We start from the raw sequence: 15,422 nt of genomic DNA, 5'->3' as shown, positions 1-15,422 counted from the left end.
AAAAATGCCCGTGTCCAGAAGACACGGGCATTTTTCATTTCAGCGACAGCCTATTCGAGAACTTCCACCGGCATGCCGACTTCCAGGCGGCCGTTGCCGTCGTTGACCAGATTCTGCCCGAACATTGCGCCATCGGCGGTAGAGCGGTGCTTTTGCAGTGTCGCAAAAGGCTCGCGATCAGCGCTGCGCTCACCGGTTTGCGGGTCGACCGTGGTCATGATGCAGCGCGCGCACGGCTTGACCACGCGGAATTCGATGTCGCCGATGCGAATACGCTTCCAGTTGTCCTCAGCGTAAGGCGCGCTGCCTTCGATGACCAGGTTCGGGCGGAAACGCAGCATCTCCAGCGGTCGTCCGACTGTTTCCGCAAGCGCCAGCCGCGAGGCTTCGCCGATCAGCAGCAACGGATAACCGTCCGCGAACGCCACTTGATCGTCGTCCTTGCCGAATCCCGACTGGGTGGTGCGCGCCCGCTCCAGTGGCATTTGCACCAGACGCGTCGGTTTGCCGAGGAAGTCGCTGACAAATCGCGCGGCTTGATCACCGGCGTCCGGCACACGCAGGGTGTCACGCCAGATCGTCACCCCGCGCAGCTCGGCGTCGGCCGCAGGCAATGGGACTTCGATGGAGCCTTGGTCTGGAGCGCTCAGGGTCAGACCGCCGCTGGCATTCCACAATGCCGACAACTGACTCATTTTCGCTTCGGCACGCTGGGTCAGAAAGCGTCCGCTGGCCTCGTCCACCAGCATCCAGCGTCGATCGCCCGCCAGGCCCAGCTTGTCCAGCTCGATGCTTTGCAGGATTTCGCCCTTGCCGGATTTCAACGGGTAACGATAAAGCGCGCTCAGACGCAGCATGGCCAGCTCCCTGATGGAAAAACGCCACCCTATACGAGCTTCAATGCTGAATCAAAGCCGTAGTGGGTTTGAACATATCCGTTGTGGGAGCGAGCCTGCTCGGGAAAGCGCAGGCTCAGACAGCATTGATGGTGAATGTGCCGGCGTCTTCGCGAGCAGGCTCGCTCCCACAGCAAGCAAAATTTGCGTGTTTCAGGCCGGCACGGCGTCGAGCATCAGGCGCTGGCGCACCACATCGACCAGTTTGTCCGGCTGGAACTTGGACAGGAAGTTGTCGCAGCCGACCTTCTTCACCATCGAGTCGTTGAAACTGCCAGACAGCGAGGTGTGCAGCACGACGTACAAGCCACGCAGACGCGGGTCATTGCGGATTTCCGTGGTCAGACGGTAGCCGTCCATTTCCGGCATTTCTGCGTCGGTGAAGATCATCAGCAGTTTGTCAGTCATGTGCACGCCGGTATCGGCCCAGGCCTTGAGCATGTTCAAGGCTTTCAAACCGTCGCTGGCGATGTGCATTTTCACCCCGAGCTGGCCGAGGGTGTCGCGCAATTGCGAAAGCGCCACGTTGGAATCATCCACCAGCAACACTTCGCGCCCACGGGCGCGCTCCAGTACCGGGTCGTCGAGTTTCTCGCGCGAGACCTTGGCGTTGTACGGGACGATTTCGGCGAGGACTTTTTCCACGTCGATGATCTCGACCAGTTGATCGTCGACCTTGCTGATCGCAGTCAGGTAATGCTGGCGGCCGGCACTGGTCGGCGGCGGCAGAATGGCTTCCCAGTTCATGTTGACGATGCGGTCGACACCGCCAACAAGGAAGGCCTGCACCGAACGGTTGTATTCGGTGACGATGATCGTGCTGTTCGGGCCCGGCACCAGTGGGCGCATGCCGATCGCCTGGGACAGGTCGATCACTGGCAATGTCTGGCCGCGCAGATTGACCACGCCGCAGACAAAGGGATGACGCTGCGGCATCAGGGTCAGCTTCGGCAGTTGCAGTACTTCCTGAACCTTGAACACGTTGATCGCGAACAACTGGCGTCCGGCCAGGCGAAACATGAGGATTTCCAGGCGATTCTCACCCACCAGTTGCGTGCGTTGGTCTACCGTGTCGAGAATGCCGGCCATCAATGACTCCTGGGCTTGTTCTGATGAATTCACTATGGGGGTTTATCGGCCGCGTTCAGCTAATCTTGATTGCTGTAAGCAGCGCCCGTAAAAATGCCATAAACGCCCATTGATGTCACACTGACATCATGCTTTACTGGCGTTGGTGATTTCATCTGCTAGATTCATTGCGGCGCGACCTCGGTTTGCACGTTAGGTTCCCGCGCCTAAGGGATTCCCCTAGCCACAATCAGGCCCAACCTGATATTCGCCCTTTCCAATAGCCATTACTGTGACGCCATTCTCATTGCATGAACGGAGTCAGGCTATTGTGTGCGATCGCAATTCAGTGGCAACCCACCCTCTGGAACCCCTCGGTCCGTGCACCTGCACCGCCGGGAGCGATCTGCCGACGATCCACGATCGTCGCCACACACGGCCATCCGTCAACCAACACGACGTGGTGGAGATGAACATGCCAATCGACCGTAAAGACTGGGCGCAGCGCTTCCCCGAATTTCTGGTCGAGGCCGAAACGCTTCTCGCCAAGTCCGAAGAATGCCTGAATCACCTGCAACTGATCAGCAATGACAAGGATGCCATCGACTGCATGCTCGGCACCCTGCTCAAGTTGGCGGGCCGGGCCGAAGCATTGGCGCTGGAAGCGATCTCCGAGTTTTCCCTGCACATCTACAACCTGCTGAATCTGACCCAGGGTCATGTCGACCTGCACGAGCAGGCCCTCGATGCGCTGCGAGACTGCTTCACCCTGATGGCGTGGCAGCTTGAACTGGTCGATCCTAAAACCGGCCAACTGAGCCTCGATGAAAGCGAGCAGGCAGCCTTGCTTGAAGCGTTCGCGGCGCACATGGATCAGGACGCCCTTGAGCCGAAGACGGCGAGCAAACGTTTGCTCCCTTCGTCTCTGACGGCGCGCCAGGCTTGAGAAACCAGGCCGCGATACTGTCGTAATTGAATAGTTGATACCTGCCAGCGACAATCCGGGCCAAATAATCCGCCCGACCAACGGCTGATTTCCAAGTGCCGGCATCAGGGTTTTCCCTGTGTGCACCCGGCGATACTTCCAGGCAAATCGAAGTCGTCCAAATACAATAATTCCAACTTTTCCAATATGGAACTTGCGTCCACGATCCGGTATTTCCTGACCAGATAGACATATATAGCGACCGCGACCAACGGTATGTTAAGTGGTATTATGCCGCCGGTTAGTTGCCTGCCGATTAATGGCACACTGACTTCAGCGTTTCGGTACCGATGTTATTGCCGGTCAATGATTGCTTAACGAATGCGGTTTGAATCAATAACATAATTGACAGTATTTCCACACAGAGATCCGCCCCTTACCGGCCGGTCTGCCCGCAGCGAACATCCATTGGCTCCATCCGTTATGTACGCCAGTCTCAAGTCACTCATTACATGGCCACCCTCACGGGAAAACGCCCGGCGCTTCACACTGGTGCTGTGTGTTCTGGCGACCCTTGGCAGTTTACTGGCCTATTGTTTTTCCGCGAGCATTCCGTTGGGGTTGCTGGCGATCGAGATCGCCGCGACCGCCTGCGTCTGGGTGCAATATCGCTTGTCGCGCAAGTCGATCAAGTTCCAGCCGCAAGAGCTGGCCGATCGTCTGCTGCAAGTCCAGGAAAACGAACGGCACCGCCTCAGCCGCGAATTACATGACGATATCGGCCAATTGCTCACCGCCGCCAAACTGCAAAGTGACTGGCTCAAGCGTCGCCTGCCGGAAGAGCTGCAGGAACAATGCGCGGTGCTGTGCGACACGCTGGACGAAACCCTGACCAAAGTGCGTGACGTCTCGGCCATTCTCAATCCGCGGCAATTGACCAGTCTGGGGCTTGAAGCCAGCTTGCGTGCGCATTTGCTCAAGACGCTGGCCAACAGCTCGGTCAACTGGAGCCTCGACTGCCAGCAACGGCTCAACGGCATTCCCGAGGAAATGGCCGTCGCGGCGTTTCGCATCGCTCAGGAAGCCGTGACCAATATCCTGCGCCACGCACAGGCAAAAAATCTGTTGATTCGAGTGCAGCGTCTGCCGCAAGGTCTGACTCTGCTGATCAGCGATGACGGTCTCGGTTTCGCCCCGGCGGCCGACCCGGCCAGAGAAGGCCAACGCGGCATGGCCGGGATGGCCGAGCGCATCGAACAGTTGGGCGGCACATTGAGCGTTGTCAGCGAGCCGGGCAAAGGCACAAGAATCGAAGCACTTTTCCCCTGGGCGCCGCGAGCGCTCGAACGGGCCAGTACGAATAAGGTTATGCGTTGACTTGTAACTTACTTCTGGTGGATGACCACTCGCTGATCAGGGCCGGCGTGCGCGCTCTGGTACTGGATATTCCCGGTTACGCGGTAATCGGCGAAGCCAATGATGGTTCGCAACTGCTCGAAATGGTCGAGCAATTGAGCCCCGACATCGTATTGCTGGACATTTCGATGAGGGAAACCGGGGGCCTGGAAGCGCTGCAACGCCTCAAGCGCGTGCGCCCGCAGAGCAAGGTGCTGATCCTGTCGATGCACACCGATCCGGCGCTGATCATGCAGGCGCTGGAGTCCGGTGCCCATGGTTACCTGCTCAAGGACACCACGGCCACCGAGCTCGAACACGCACTGGAAGCCCTGCGCAACAACGAACGCTACCTCAGCCCCGCCATTGCTCATACGGTGATCAACCAGGCTTTGACTCGTAACCAGAAGAGCCAGCCGGACATCGCCGATTCGCACAACCTGACGGCGCGCCAGCTGGAGATCCTTCGGCTGATCGTACGAGGCAAATCCACCCGGGAAATCGCCAACGGCCTGGGCTTGAGCGTCAAGACCGTGGAAACCCATCGCGCGCAGATCATGAAACGCCTGCAGATCTACGACGTAGCGGGTCTGGTACTGTTCGCCGTGCGTGAACAGATCATCAGCCTGGATGACTGATTGACGCTTGTGGGCCCAATAGCGGCGAGTCTTTCGGCAGGTGCACCTGCAACGCTGCGGGTTTCGCCACGAAGCGCAGACTGTCGCCTTCCAGCGGCTCGCCGTCGAGATTGATACTCAGCCCTTCGGCGACCTTGATCTCGACCCACGGCAACCGCGCGCGTACAAACATGTTGTCGAGGCCAAAGCCCTCGCTCAGCAAATTCTTCAGTGTCCCGACCAGTTCCTGCGGCGCCGGCAAAATGCTGATATCCAGCAGACCGTCGTCGACTCGCGCCTCGGGGCACAACACATGCCCGCCACCCGCCTGCCGCCCGTTGCCGATGCCCAGTGCCAGCAGTTCGCCCTGCCAATGGAAATCCGGCCCCTGCAACTCACCGTAAGCGGCGTGCAGCTCGCTGAACCGGGTCAGGCCAGTGAACAGATAAGCCGCGCCACCCAGGACCTTTTTCAGGTCTTCCGAGGTATTGGCGGTGACCTGGCTGCCGAATCCACCCGTCGCCATGTTGAGGAAAATCTGCCCGCCGACTTCGCCCAGATCGATATCCGAAGGCTCGACGTCCAGCAGATCGAGGGCCTGCGCCGGCTCCAGGGAAATGCCGGCAGCCCGGGAAAAATCGTTGGCGGTGCCCAGTGGCAGCAAGACGAGACTGGCTTTTTGCGGATGCTGAGCCAATGCTTCGGCGATATCACGCAAGGTGCCGTCGCCGCCGCCGGCGATGATTTTCGTGTAGCCGGCGGCCAGCGCTTCTTCTACCAGACGCTGGGCGTCGCCGGCTTCCCAGGTCACTCGCACCGCAAGCTCCCAGCCTGTCTCGCGCCTGGCCTCGACAGCGGCGCGGACATCCTCGTTGAGTGCCTGTTTGCCATGCAAGATCAGCAGTGCCCGGCGTTCACTCATAACGTCACTCCAAGAATTGAATCGGTTGAAACATCTTGACCACGGCGTGCCTCGAAAAAGCCACCGGGGAGAGCAATTAATTGCTGTTCGAACAGCAAGCTTCCTGCACAGCGGTATTTTTTCTTACGAAACAACAGGAATCGGCTTAATTGACCGCGCCCGGCCCTTGGGTCACCGTGTGCTGGCAGCATCAACCTTCAACCCAATTACACAAGGATGTGCCGGTAATGAACGGATCCCCCCCGATTTATTTTCATGAATCGCGTCATGGAAACATCAGCAAGCGTGCAGTTGATTCATTCAGCGAGTACTTCCATGCACAACCATGAAACCAAGGCACCGGTGAGCCCGGTCGCGGCGCTCGCCGAAAGTCGTGCCAGTAAAAAAGCGGATTTTTGCAACAACGCCAAACCCACTGGAGAGTTTGATATGGAGCCCCGTGTCAGCGAGCTGGAAACCCATTTCAAATACATGCGCCGCGACATGGACGAAATGCTCAATGACGTCCGTACCATCAAACACCGTCTGGCGTATTCGGCGGGTGCGACCGCTGTCATCCTGGGACTGCTGGGATGGGTGGCCAACAGCCGATTCGACCAGTTGGTGACACTGATCAGCAACTGACCGAACCAATCGTTGCACGCGCCGTGCGTACCCGCCGACGCGTGCATGGGTGAGAAGGTCTACCCCAGAAGCTCACTGAGCGCAATGAAGTTCACTTCATCACCCTCGCTCAGCGTGCGGCCTTCCCGGACTTCGACCAATCCGTCGGCCCACGCCGCGCTACGCAGCACACCCGAACTCTGGTTGCGGTAGATGATTGCCCGCCCGTGCTCGAGACGTCCGCGCAAATATTCGCGACGGTTTCCGGCCACCGGCCAGACAAAACCTGCTGGCACTGCAAACTTCAGCGGTTCGACGTCTTGCACACCCAGGCGTCGCAACAGATAAGGCCGCGTCAGCAATGCGAACGTCACCAGCGTGGAGGCGGGATTGCCGGGCAGGCCAATCACCGGCACGTTGCGGAAATGGCCGAAGGTCAAGGGTTTTCCAGGCTTGATGGCGAGCTTCCACAAGGCCAGTTCGCCTTCTTCACGCAAGGCAATGCCGAGGAAATCCGCCTCACCGACCGAGACACCGCCGGTGGAAAGAATCAGATCGACATTTTGCAACTCGCCCAGCCGGGCCCTTGTGGTGGGCAGATCGTCCGGGAGAATTCCGCCATCGATGACTTCACAGCCCAGACGCTGCAGCCAGCTGCACAGAAGCACGCGGTTGCTGTTGTAGATCTGGCCCGGGCCCAGTGCCTGGCCGGGCTCAACCAGTTCGTCACCGGTGGACAATACCGCCACGCGCGGCTTGCGCACGACATTGAGGCCGGCGCAGCCAAGCGAAGCAGCCAGACCTTGCTCAATCGGCCCCAATCGGGTGCCTGCCTGCAGCACCAATTCGCCAACCGTGGTTTCCTGGCCCTGCGGACGAATGTTCTGGTCTGGTTTCAGCGTTTCAAGGAAACGCACTCGGCCGTCGGCCTGAACTTCAGCGTTTTCCTGCATCTCGACGCAGTCCGCGCCCGGCGGCAGCGGTGCCCCGGTAAAGATGCGAGCGCAAGTGCCTCGCTCCAACGGTTGCGGAGACTGCCCGGCGAAGACCTTTTGACTGACGGCCAGCGGCTCACCGTTCCAGTCAGCAAGGTTCAAGGCGTAGCCGTCCATGGCGCTGTTCGGCCAGGGCGGCAGATCCAGTGTCGAGATCAGATCTTCAGCCAGCACCCGTCCTTCCACCTGAGCCAGCGGCAAGTGCTCGCGCTCGACAATGCGCGATGCATCGGCCATGTCCAGCAAACGCTCGAGCGCCGCTTCGACGGGCAACAAACTGCCGGTCTTGCCTGGCTTACCCACGGGATTCACAAGGCGCCGCCTGCTTCAGATGGGTGACGAAATTGCACGGACGATGACGGGCGTCCAGTTGCTCAGCGAGGATGCCGTCCCATCCGGTACGCACGGCATTGGTCGAACCTGGCAGGCAGCACACCAGCGTGCCGTTGGCCAGACCTGCCAGGGCACGGGACTGTACGGTCGACGTACCGATATCGGCCACGGAGATCTGGCGGAACAGTTCGCCAAAACCGTCGACCTGCTTGTCGAGCAGGCACGCCACTGCTTCCGGTGTGCTGTCACGGCCGGTGAAGCCGGTGCCGCCAGTGATCAGCACTACTTGAACGACATCGTCGGCAATCCAGTTGGCGACTTGCGCGCGAATTTTATACAGATCATCTTTTAGTAGAACGCGCTCGGCCAGCGCATGGCCGGCCGCGATCAAGCGATCGACGAAGACCTGGCCGGAGGTATCGGTTTCCAGGGTTCGGGTATCGCTGACAGTCAGCACCGCGATATTGAGCGGCACGAAAGGTACATCAGCCTTGGCTTTCATAGGCTCTTCCAGTTGTAGGGGAAACAGCCCGGTGTTATATCACAGCGGCTCATTTTTCTGCCGCCCCTCTGGAGAGTCGTCATGCCCTTGAACAGCCCGTTGCCACCCTGCTCTGTCCTGCTTCTGGCCGGTGGACGCGGCCAGCGCATGGGCGGTCAGGACAAGGGGCTCATCGAGTGGCTGGGCGAGCCTTTGATCGCGCATTTGCAGCGTAAGGTGCGGCCGCTCACCGACGATCTCATTATTTCGTGCAACCGCAATCGCGAGCGTTATGCCGCGTTTGCCGATCAGTTGGTCATGGATGATGAGGGGGACTTTCCGGGCCCGTTGGCCGGGATTCGTGCAGGGCTGAAAGCGGCGCGCCATTCGCACTTGCTGGTGTTGCCATGCGATGTGCCACGGATCGACGAGGCGTTGCTGCAAGCCATGCTTGCCACCGCCGATCAGCAACGTGAAAAACCTTTAATGCTGCGCCACGGCGAGCACTGGGAACCGCTGCTGTGCGTGATTCCTGTGGCGCTATTGCCGGCATTCGAAGCGGCGTGGCACAGCGGTGAACGCAGCCCCGGGCGGGTGATGCGCGGTCTCGGCGCCGTCGCATTGCAATGCCTCGACAACGACCCGCGACTGGCCAACCTCAACACCCCCGAATTGTTACATCTGCATAACACTGTGTCAGACTGACATTATCCAAGGAACTCTCACGCCTTGTTTACGTCTCAAGCTCAGTAACCAGAAGATTTCCCATTCGGAGACACACTCATGACTCAACGGACCCTCGCCACTTTCATGCTCGCACTGGGCCTGGCAACCCTCGCCGGTTGCTCCTCGCCAACAGTGATCACCTTGAATGACGGTCGCGAAATCCAGGCCGTCGACACCCCGAAATACGATGATGATTCGGGCTTCTACGAGTTCCAGCAATTGGACGGCAAAGAAACCCGCATCAACAAGGATCAGGTTCGTACCGTTAAAGAGCTGTAAGGCTCCGGGTCGATACCGGATACAGAAAAGCCCGCATTGCGATGCGGGCTTTTTCATGGGCGTAGCAAAAGTGGATCGGTTGTCACCACTGCAAGGTGATCCGGCTTTCGAACTCCCGTAATTCACCCGTCACCGGATCAATGAAGCGCAGGCCTTGCGCAAGCAGCTTCAATGGGTTGGCGTAGTCGTCCTCGACATCTTTCAGCACAGTCGGATAAAAAGGATCGTTGCAGATACTCGCCCCCAGCGCGGTCATGTGCACACGCAGCTGATGCTTCTTGCCGGTCACTGGAAACAGGCCATAGCGCCACAGATCGCCGTTTTTCTCGCGCACCTCGACCGCCGTTTCGGTATTACTGACACCAGGCCCCTCTTGCATGCGGAAGAATGGCTCGCCATCGACCAACCGGCTCTTGTGTACCAACGGAAAATTCAGTTCGGGCAGCGCCGGGGCAATCGCTTCGTAGCGTTTGTCGATCTGCCGCGTCGGGAACAACGACTGATAGGCGGAACGGGTTTGCGGATTCGCCGAGAAAATCACCAGCCCTGCGGTGTGCCGATCGATGCGGTGCAGCGGCACCAGATGCGGATTGTCCAGCCGACGGATCAGCCGCCGCAGCAGGGTCTGCTCGACATATTCCCCGGCCGGCGTGACCGGCAGGAAATGAGGTTTGTCGGCCACCACCAGATGTTCATCGGCGTAGAGAATCGATTCGACCACCGGAATCGGTTTCTCGTCCGGTACTTCGCGGAAGTAATGAATGCGCAAACCTTCCTTGTACGGCAAGTCCAGTGCAATCGGCTGGCCCTGTGCATCCAGCACCCGCCCCCGAGCAATCCGGTCGAGCCACTGCTCGCGGCCGATGGCACTGAAGTGCTCGCACAGGCAATCGAGGACCGTCAGCCAGGGGCCGGGCGGCAAGTACAACGTGCTGGCCTGATTGTGCGCAGCGGAAAAAACGGGAGTGGACATACGAAACAGGAATCCTCAATGCAGGCCGGCATTATCCAACACCGAGGCAAAGCCACCTAGCGCAGTTTCTTCACGCCGGCACGGATTTGAGTGCCGCCGCTTCGGTGAACTCCTTCAGCCAGCGCAACACATCGACCGCCTCCCAGCGCCCCGGATCGTACAAGGCATACAGCAGGCCCTGATAACCGACCACATCCAGCTGCTTGTGATAACCGGCGCGTTGAAACAGGGCTTCGATTTCGGCAAAGCAGGTATTGAAATGCAGCTTGTTGAACGGCGTCTTGCCTTCCGTGACCAGCCCGTCCAGGCGCAATTCGAGGACGGCCTCGCGCACCACGTCGACCGACATCCGGTTAACGCTGCTCTTCAACTGTTCGACATTGACCACGGTTCATCCCTCTGACTCGATTGCTGTATGGACATACAGTAACCGAAGAAGCCGGGGAGTGCCAACGCAAGGATGGGTTGCTGCGACCAGCGGAATGAACAGGACAAATCTGCGTCAGCGTAAAAACGCCACGATTTCATCGCCACTGAACGGCCAATCCAGCTCCGCGCCAGTGTCGACCCGCCGCAGTACCGGAATGCGCAAGCTGTACTTTTCGAACCACGACTCGTCTTCGGCGATGTCCATCAGTTCCACCAGCAGACCATGCTCGACAAAGGGCATCAGCTCGGCTTCGGCGACTTCACACAGATGACACCCGAGGGTGCCGAACAGCTGACATTCAGGAGGCATGACGGCATTACCGGAAAACAAGTGAGGCCATTCTAGGACGGTGCCGAACCCTCGTCGACCCGCCACCGCCCAAAGGATGCAACGCTGCTGGCGCAAAATCCTGACGCAAATCATTCGGCGCAAATTGCAATTGCGTCATCCTCGCGGACTTTTTGCCTCTACGCTTCAGAGGCCAACGCCCTGACAGCGGAGTGTCCCGTGTTTGCAAATCTGTTGATCATTCTCGCCTCGTCCCTGGTGGTGATTGCCCTGTTCCGGCGCCTGCGACTGCCACCGGTGCTGGGCTACCTGTGCGTGGGATTAATGGTCGGGCCGAACGCGTTCGACTGGGTCAACGAGAGCGAACATCTGCCGGATGTCGCTGAGTTGGGCGTAGTGTTCCTGCTGTTCTCGCTGGGCCTGGAGTTTTCCCTGTCGAAGATGATTGCGCTGCGTCAGGTGGTGTTTCGCCTCGGCAGTCAGCAGGTGCTCATCAGCACAGCCTTGCTCGGCACACTGTTGATGGGGCTGGGCATGCCGATGATGCCAGCGCTGTTGCTTGGTGCCGGTCTATCGCTGTCATCCACGGCGATTGTGACCAAGGAGCTGGGCAGTCTCGGTGAAGTATTCAGCAGCCACGGCCAGAACGCGGTCGGCGTGCTGTTGTTTCAGGACGTCGTCGCAGTGCTGCTGCTGACACTGGTGCCCGTGTTCGCCGGGACCAGCGAGCAGCCCTGGTACTGGGCCTTGCCGTTGACCCTGGGCAAAACCGTGGTGCTGTTCTTCTGCCTGCTGCTCGCCAGTCGCTGGTTGCTGCCAAGGCTGTTTCATGAAGTGGCGGCGTCACGCTCGGCGGAGCTGTTCGTCCTGCTGGCACTGGTGATCGTGCTGCTCACCGCATGGCTCACGCACTTGTTGGGCCTGTCGCCAGCCCTCGGCGCCTTTCTGGCCGGCATGTTGCTCGGGGAGAGCCATTATCGGCACCAGATCGAAGCCGACATCCGGCCTTTTCGCGACATCCTGCTCGGCGTGTTCTTCGTCAGCATCGGCATGCTGATCGACCTGCAATTGTTCGTCAGTCACAGCCTGTTGATCATCGGCCTGACGCTGGGACTGATGTTGGTCAAGGGCATCGTGGTTGCGCTGCTGGTGAAGTGGCGTGGCAGCGACAGCGAAACCGCGTGGCGCAGCGGTCTGGCGCTGGCCCAGGGCGGCGAATTCTGTTTTGCCTTGATGGCGCAGATGCAACAGAACAGTTTGCTGCCGACCGAACCGGGTGCCCTGCTGCTCGCAGCGACGTTCTGTTCGATGCTGCTCACGCCGCTGCTTTTGCGCGCAGCGCCGCGCCTTGCCGCCGTGCTGCACCGCAAGCCCAATCAGGAAGCGCAGATCGAACAGATCAGCGCGCTCAACGCCGATCTCCACCAACATGTGGTGATCTGCGGCTACGGTCGCGTTGGCCAGTCCATCGGACGCTTCATGGGCAATGCCGGGCAAGCCTATGTCGCGCTGGACAACGACCCGGTACGGGTACAGGAAGCCGCTAGCGGGGAAAGCGACGTGCATTACGGCGACTCGGCGCGTGGCGACCTGCTTACTGCCGTCGGCCTGCTACGCGCGAGGCTGCTGGTGATTGCCGTGGATCAAAGTGATGTGGCGTTGCGCATCCTCCGCGAAGCGCGCCGACTCAACCCACAGGTGCCGATCCTGGTGCGCACCCGTGACGACAGCCAATCGGCCGAGCTCAGAGCCGCCGGCGCCACGGAGGTGGTGCCGGAGCTTCTGGAGTCGAGCCTGATGCTCGCTTCACACGCACTGATCATGCTTGGCCTGCCAGCGCATCAGGTGCAGGAGAAAGTCGATCAGGTGCGCATCGATCGCTATCGCCTCCTCCATGGTTTCTACCCCGGAGCCAATGATGAGGAAATCTAGTCCTGACTCACCGCGCCGATCTTGTGCAGCGACAGGTCGGCGCCGTAATACTCTTGTTCCTGACTCAGGCGCAGTCCATGCAGAGCCTTGATCGCGCCGTAAACTACAAAGCCGCCGACCAGCGCCACCACGACGCCGAGCACGGTGCCGATCACCTGGCTGATCAGACTCACCCCGCCCAGACCTCCCAGCGCAGTCTGGCCGAAAATGCCGCAGGCAATTGCGCCCCACACGCCACACACGCCGTGCAGCGGCCATACGCCGAGGACGTCGTCGATGCGCCATTTGACTTGAGCAGCGGTAAAGCACCAGACAAACAAGGCTCCGGCAATTGCCCCCGTCACCAGTGCGCCGACCGGGTGCATCAGGTCGGATCCGGCACAGATCGCCACCAGACCGGCCAACGGGCCGTTGTGCAGAAAGCCCGGGTCATTGCGCCCGACGATCAACGCCGCGACGGTGCCGCCGACCATGGCCATCAGCGAGTTGACGGCGACCAGGCCACTGACACCTTGCAGCGTCTGCGCGCTCATCACGTTGAAGCCGAACCAGCCGACAATCAGGATCCACGAGCCCAGTGCCAGAAACGGGATGCTCGATGGCGCAAATGCGACCAGCCGACCATCGCGATAACGACCATTGCGCGGCCCGAGCAACAACACGGCGGCCAACGCCAGCCAACCGCCCATGGCGTGCACCACCACCGAGCCGGCGAAGTCGTGGAATGCGGCGCCAAACTTCGCCGCCAGCCAGCCTTGCAGGCCGAAGTTGCCGTTCCAGACCAGGCCCTCGAAAAACGGATAGATGAAGGCCACGATCAGCGCCGTCGCGCACAGCTGCGGGACGAAACGCGCGCGCTCGGCAATACCGCCGGAAATGATCGCCGGGATCGCGGCAGCGAAGGTCAGCAGAAAGAAAAACTTCACCAGTCCATAGCCATGGTCGGCGCTGAGCACCGCGGCGGGTTGCATGAAGGTCACGCCATAGGAGATCCAATAGCCTATAAAGAAATAGGCCAGGGTCGAGACGGCGAAATCGCTGAGGATTTTCGACAGTGCGTTGACCTGATTCTTCTGCCGGACCGTGCCAACCTCCAGAAAGGCGAAACCGGCGTGCATCGCCAGTACCATCACCGCACCGATCAGAATGAACAACGTGTTGGAACTGTGAACCAGCGTGTCCACAGCACTTTGCAGATTTTCCATGAGGAGGCAGACCTGAAGGCTAAAAAGGCACCAAAGCGGTTCATGGGGACATTTCATGCACCAAGTTGCGCCCCGTCAGTCATCCATCCACAAATGGGATGAACTGATTTGGCGCACTGTTGATGTCCGATCACGAACCGCAAGCAGATGAATTGGATTTTTTCGCCCGGCAACAGCGCACGGATACCAAGCGACGCACCACGACACAGCAAAAGTTGTACCAGGCATTTGCACTGAACCTTCACGCAAGGCTCATACTCGAACGCTTCAAAGCCACCTACGGAGATCCACCAATGGCCAGCATCAAGGCAAAGACTGCTCAAGAAATCCTGATGAACGACTTCCAGACTCTGGTTGCCGACACCGAACGCTTGCTCGAGCACACCAAGACCCTCGCTGGCGATCAGGCCGATGAGCTGCGCGCCCAGATTCATGACAGCCTGCTGCGCGCCCGCGAGACCCTGAAAGTGACTGAAGACACTCTGCGCGAACGCGGTCAGGCGGCGGTCACCGCTACTGAAGACTATGTGTCCGCCAACCCATGGCAATCGGTGGGCATCGCTGCCGGCGTCGGTTTCCTGATTGGCCTGCTGGCTACTCGGCGCTGATCATGTCGATCGGTGAATCCGGCCCGACTGCGGGCACCGCCTCCTCCACGCGTCGTCTCGGCGCCGCCGTTCTGGGCCTGCTGCACAGTCATGTCGAGTTGTTCGGCATCGAATTGCAGGAGCAGAAATCACGCACCGTCAGCCTGCTGCTGTTTGCCGGTCTGGCGCTGGTGTTTGCCCTGCTGTTGCTGGTGGGCCTGTCGACGCTGGTGATGATCATCTTCTGGGACACCTACCGTCTGGCGGCGATAATCGGCCTGTGCGTGTTCTACACGCTGGCGTCGATCTTCTGCGGCCTGCGCCTCAAAGCGGCGATTTTCGACGAGTCCTCGCCTTTCCACGGCACGCTCGAAGAGCTCGCCAACGACCGGGAGCGCCTGCTGCCATGAGCCTGCCTGAACTTCCGCACAACAGCTCGCGCCGGGAAATGCGCAAGGCCCTGATCCGCCTGCGCATGGAAATGCACCGTCAGGAAATCCGCCACGAAACCGCGCAAGTGCTGCAACCCTTGCAGCGCATGCGTGGCATGAAGCAGAACGTGCAGGACGGTTTCGGCATCAAGCATGCGCCGTTGTGGGGCGTGGCGGCGGTAACGCTGCTGGGTTTCCTCACCGGCAAAGGCTCGAAACGCAGCGGCGGTGGCGGTCTGACCCGACTTTTGCGTCTCGGCACCACACTCGGACCGCTGATCAAACTGGTCATGCACAGCTCGGGCAAACGCTGAGTCGGTGTCTCTGGCTACAATC

At 59.8% G+C, this 15,422-nt stretch carries 20 protein-coding genes; 11 read left to right on the top strand and 9 right to left on the bottom strand.

Annotation, left to right across the window (positions count from 1 at the left end; genetic code table 11):
* Positions 1-50: 50 nt before the first annotated feature.
* Positions 51-857 carry an MOSC domain-containing protein gene (locus AEQ63_RS01795; RefSeq protein WP_064361557.1) on the bottom strand — a complete coding sequence of 269 codons (807 nt, stop codon included), beginning with the start codon at positions 855-857 and terminating at the stop codon, positions 51-53.
* Positions 858-1,049: 192 nt separating this feature from the next.
* On the bottom strand, positions 1,050-1,985 hold the full coding sequence (locus AEQ63_RS01790) for a chemotaxis protein CheV (RefSeq protein ID WP_016770829.1): 936 nt from the start codon (positions 1,983-1,985) through the stop codon (positions 1,050-1,052).
* Positions 1,986-2,439: 454 nt separating this feature from the next.
* On the opposite strand from AEQ63_RS01790, the gene AEQ63_RS01785 reads away from it, so the two are divergent.
* The 3 genes from AEQ63_RS01785 to AEQ63_RS01775 all read left to right on the top strand — a co-directional run bounded on the left by AEQ63_RS01785 (position 2,440) and on the right by AEQ63_RS01775 (position 4,922).
* The gene (locus AEQ63_RS01785; protein WP_064361556.1) at positions 2,440-2,910 is read left to right on the top strand and encodes a hypothetical protein; all 471 of its coding nucleotides are present in this window, start codon (positions 2,440-2,442) and stop codon (positions 2,908-2,910) included.
* A 462-nt stretch (positions 2,911-3,372) separates the two neighbouring features.
* On the top strand, positions 3,373-4,266 hold the full coding sequence (locus tag AEQ63_RS01780) for a sensor histidine kinase (protein WP_064361555.1): 894 nt from the start codon (positions 3,373-3,375) through the stop codon (positions 4,264-4,266).
* On the top strand, positions 4,263-4,922 hold the full coding sequence (locus AEQ63_RS01775; RefSeq protein WP_042607856.1) for a response regulator: 660 nt from the start codon (positions 4,263-4,265) through the stop codon (positions 4,920-4,922). Before AEQ63_RS01780 ends, AEQ63_RS01775 begins: the two co-directional genes overlap by 4 nt.
* Here AEQ63_RS01775 and yegS read toward each other — a convergent pair.
* The gene (gene yegS, locus AEQ63_RS01770; protein WP_064361554.1) at positions 4,906-5,823 is read right to left on the bottom strand and encodes a lipid kinase YegS; all 918 of its coding nucleotides are present in this window, start codon (positions 5,821-5,823) and stop codon (positions 4,906-4,908) included. The two genes, AEQ63_RS01775 and yegS, sit on opposite strands and share 17 nt — an antisense overlap.
* Positions 5,824-5,848: 25 nt before the next feature.
* Between yegS and AEQ63_RS27615 the strand changes: the two genes are divergently transcribed.
* Positions 5,849-6,082: a hypothetical protein gene (locus tag AEQ63_RS27615; RefSeq protein WP_141681062.1), complete on the top strand. Its 234-nt coding sequence runs from the start codon at positions 5,849-5,851 to the stop codon at positions 6,080-6,082.
* Between the two features lie 56 nt (positions 6,083-6,138).
* Positions 6,139-6,447 (top strand): hypothetical protein, encoded by a 309-nt coding sequence (locus AEQ63_RS28715; protein WP_172667884.1) that lies wholly within the window; start codon positions 6,139-6,141, stop codon positions 6,445-6,447.
* Between the two features lie 59 nt (positions 6,448-6,506).
* Here the strand turns inward: AEQ63_RS28715 and AEQ63_RS01760 are convergent, their stop codons facing one another.
* Complete coding sequence (locus AEQ63_RS01760; protein ID WP_064361553.1) at positions 6,507-7,733, bottom strand: molybdopterin molybdotransferase MoeA; 1,227 nt, start codon at positions 7,731-7,733, stop codon at positions 6,507-6,509.
* Entirely contained in the window at positions 7,717-8,256 is a 540-nt protein-coding gene (gene moaB, locus AEQ63_RS01755) for a molybdenum cofactor biosynthesis protein B (RefSeq protein WP_016770598.1), read from the bottom strand. Before moaB ends, AEQ63_RS01760 begins: the two co-directional genes overlap by 17 nt.
* An 81-nt stretch (positions 8,257-8,337) precedes the next feature.
* On the opposite strand from moaB, the gene mobA reads away from it, so the two are divergent.
* Both mobA and AEQ63_RS01745 read left to right on the top strand, forming a co-directional pair.
* Positions 8,338-8,940: a molybdenum cofactor guanylyltransferase MobA gene (gene mobA / locus AEQ63_RS01750; protein ID WP_064361552.1), complete on the top strand. Its 603-nt coding sequence runs from the start codon at positions 8,338-8,340 to the stop codon at positions 8,938-8,940.
* A 78-nt stretch (positions 8,941-9,018) separates the two neighbouring features.
* On the top strand, positions 9,019-9,240 hold the full coding sequence (locus tag AEQ63_RS01745) for a YgdI/YgdR family lipoprotein (protein WP_016770600.1): 222 nt from the start codon (positions 9,019-9,021) through the stop codon (positions 9,238-9,240).
* 82 nt (positions 9,241-9,322) lie between these two features.
* On the opposite strand, the gene AEQ63_RS01740 is transcribed toward AEQ63_RS01745, so the two are convergent.
* The 3 genes from AEQ63_RS01740 to AEQ63_RS01730 all read right to left on the bottom strand — a co-directional run bounded on the left by AEQ63_RS01740 (position 9,323) and on the right by AEQ63_RS01730 (position 10,952).
* A complete protein-coding gene (locus AEQ63_RS01740; RefSeq protein WP_064361551.1) occupies positions 9,323-10,213 on the bottom strand; it encodes a pseudouridine synthase in 891 nt (296 codons plus the stop codon).
* Between the two features lie 70 nt (positions 10,214-10,283).
* Positions 10,284-10,601 (bottom strand): hypothetical protein, encoded by a 318-nt coding sequence (locus tag AEQ63_RS01735; RefSeq protein WP_042607861.1) that lies wholly within the window; start codon positions 10,599-10,601, stop codon positions 10,284-10,286.
* A 114-nt stretch (positions 10,602-10,715) separates the two neighbouring features.
* Positions 10,716-10,952, bottom strand: a complete 237-nt coding sequence (locus AEQ63_RS01730; RefSeq protein ID WP_064361550.1) for a glutaredoxin family protein — start codon at positions 10,950-10,952, stop codon at positions 10,716-10,718.
* Between the two features lie 198 nt (positions 10,953-11,150).
* Between AEQ63_RS01730 and AEQ63_RS01725 the strand changes: the two genes are divergently transcribed.
* On the top strand, positions 11,151-12,863 hold the full coding sequence (locus tag AEQ63_RS01725) for a cation:proton antiporter (protein WP_064361549.1): 1,713 nt from the start codon (positions 11,151-11,153) through the stop codon (positions 12,861-12,863).
* Here the strand turns inward: AEQ63_RS01725 and AEQ63_RS01720 are convergent.
* The gene (locus tag AEQ63_RS01720) at positions 12,860-14,068 is read right to left on the bottom strand and encodes an ammonium transporter (protein ID WP_064361548.1); all 1,209 of its coding nucleotides are present in this window, start codon (positions 14,066-14,068) and stop codon (positions 12,860-12,862) included. The genes AEQ63_RS01725 and AEQ63_RS01720 overlap by 4 nt on opposite strands.
* A 293-nt stretch (positions 14,069-14,361) precedes the next feature.
* On the opposite strand from AEQ63_RS01720, the gene AEQ63_RS01715 reads away from it, so the two are divergent.
* The 3 genes from AEQ63_RS01715 to AEQ63_RS01705 are packed head-to-tail and all read left to right on the top strand — an operon-like array spanning position 14,362 to position 15,400.
* Positions 14,362-14,676 carry a DUF883 family protein gene (locus AEQ63_RS01715; protein WP_016770842.1) on the top strand — a complete coding sequence of 105 codons (315 nt, stop codon included), beginning with the start codon at positions 14,362-14,364 and terminating at the stop codon, positions 14,674-14,676.
* 2 nt (positions 14,677-14,678) lie between these two features.
* On the top strand, positions 14,679-15,065 hold the full coding sequence (locus tag AEQ63_RS01710; protein ID WP_008079909.1) for a phage holin family protein: 387 nt from the start codon (positions 14,679-14,681) through the stop codon (positions 15,063-15,065).
* Positions 15,062-15,400, top strand: a complete 339-nt coding sequence (locus AEQ63_RS01705; protein ID WP_042607865.1) for a hypothetical protein — start codon at positions 15,062-15,064, stop codon at positions 15,398-15,400. The genes AEQ63_RS01710 and AEQ63_RS01705 overlap by 4 nt, the downstream gene beginning before the upstream one ends.
* Positions 15,401-15,422 lie beyond the last annotated feature (22 nt).

The sequence above is a fragment of the Pseudomonas sp. RIT-PI-o genome (assembly GCF_001297215.1).
Lineage (GTDB): Bacteria > Pseudomonadota > Gammaproteobacteria > Pseudomonadales > Pseudomonadaceae > Aquipseudomonas > Aquipseudomonas moraviensis_A.
Note: the sequence above shows the minus strand (reverse complement) of the source record. Positions and strands in the feature narration are given on the sequence as shown.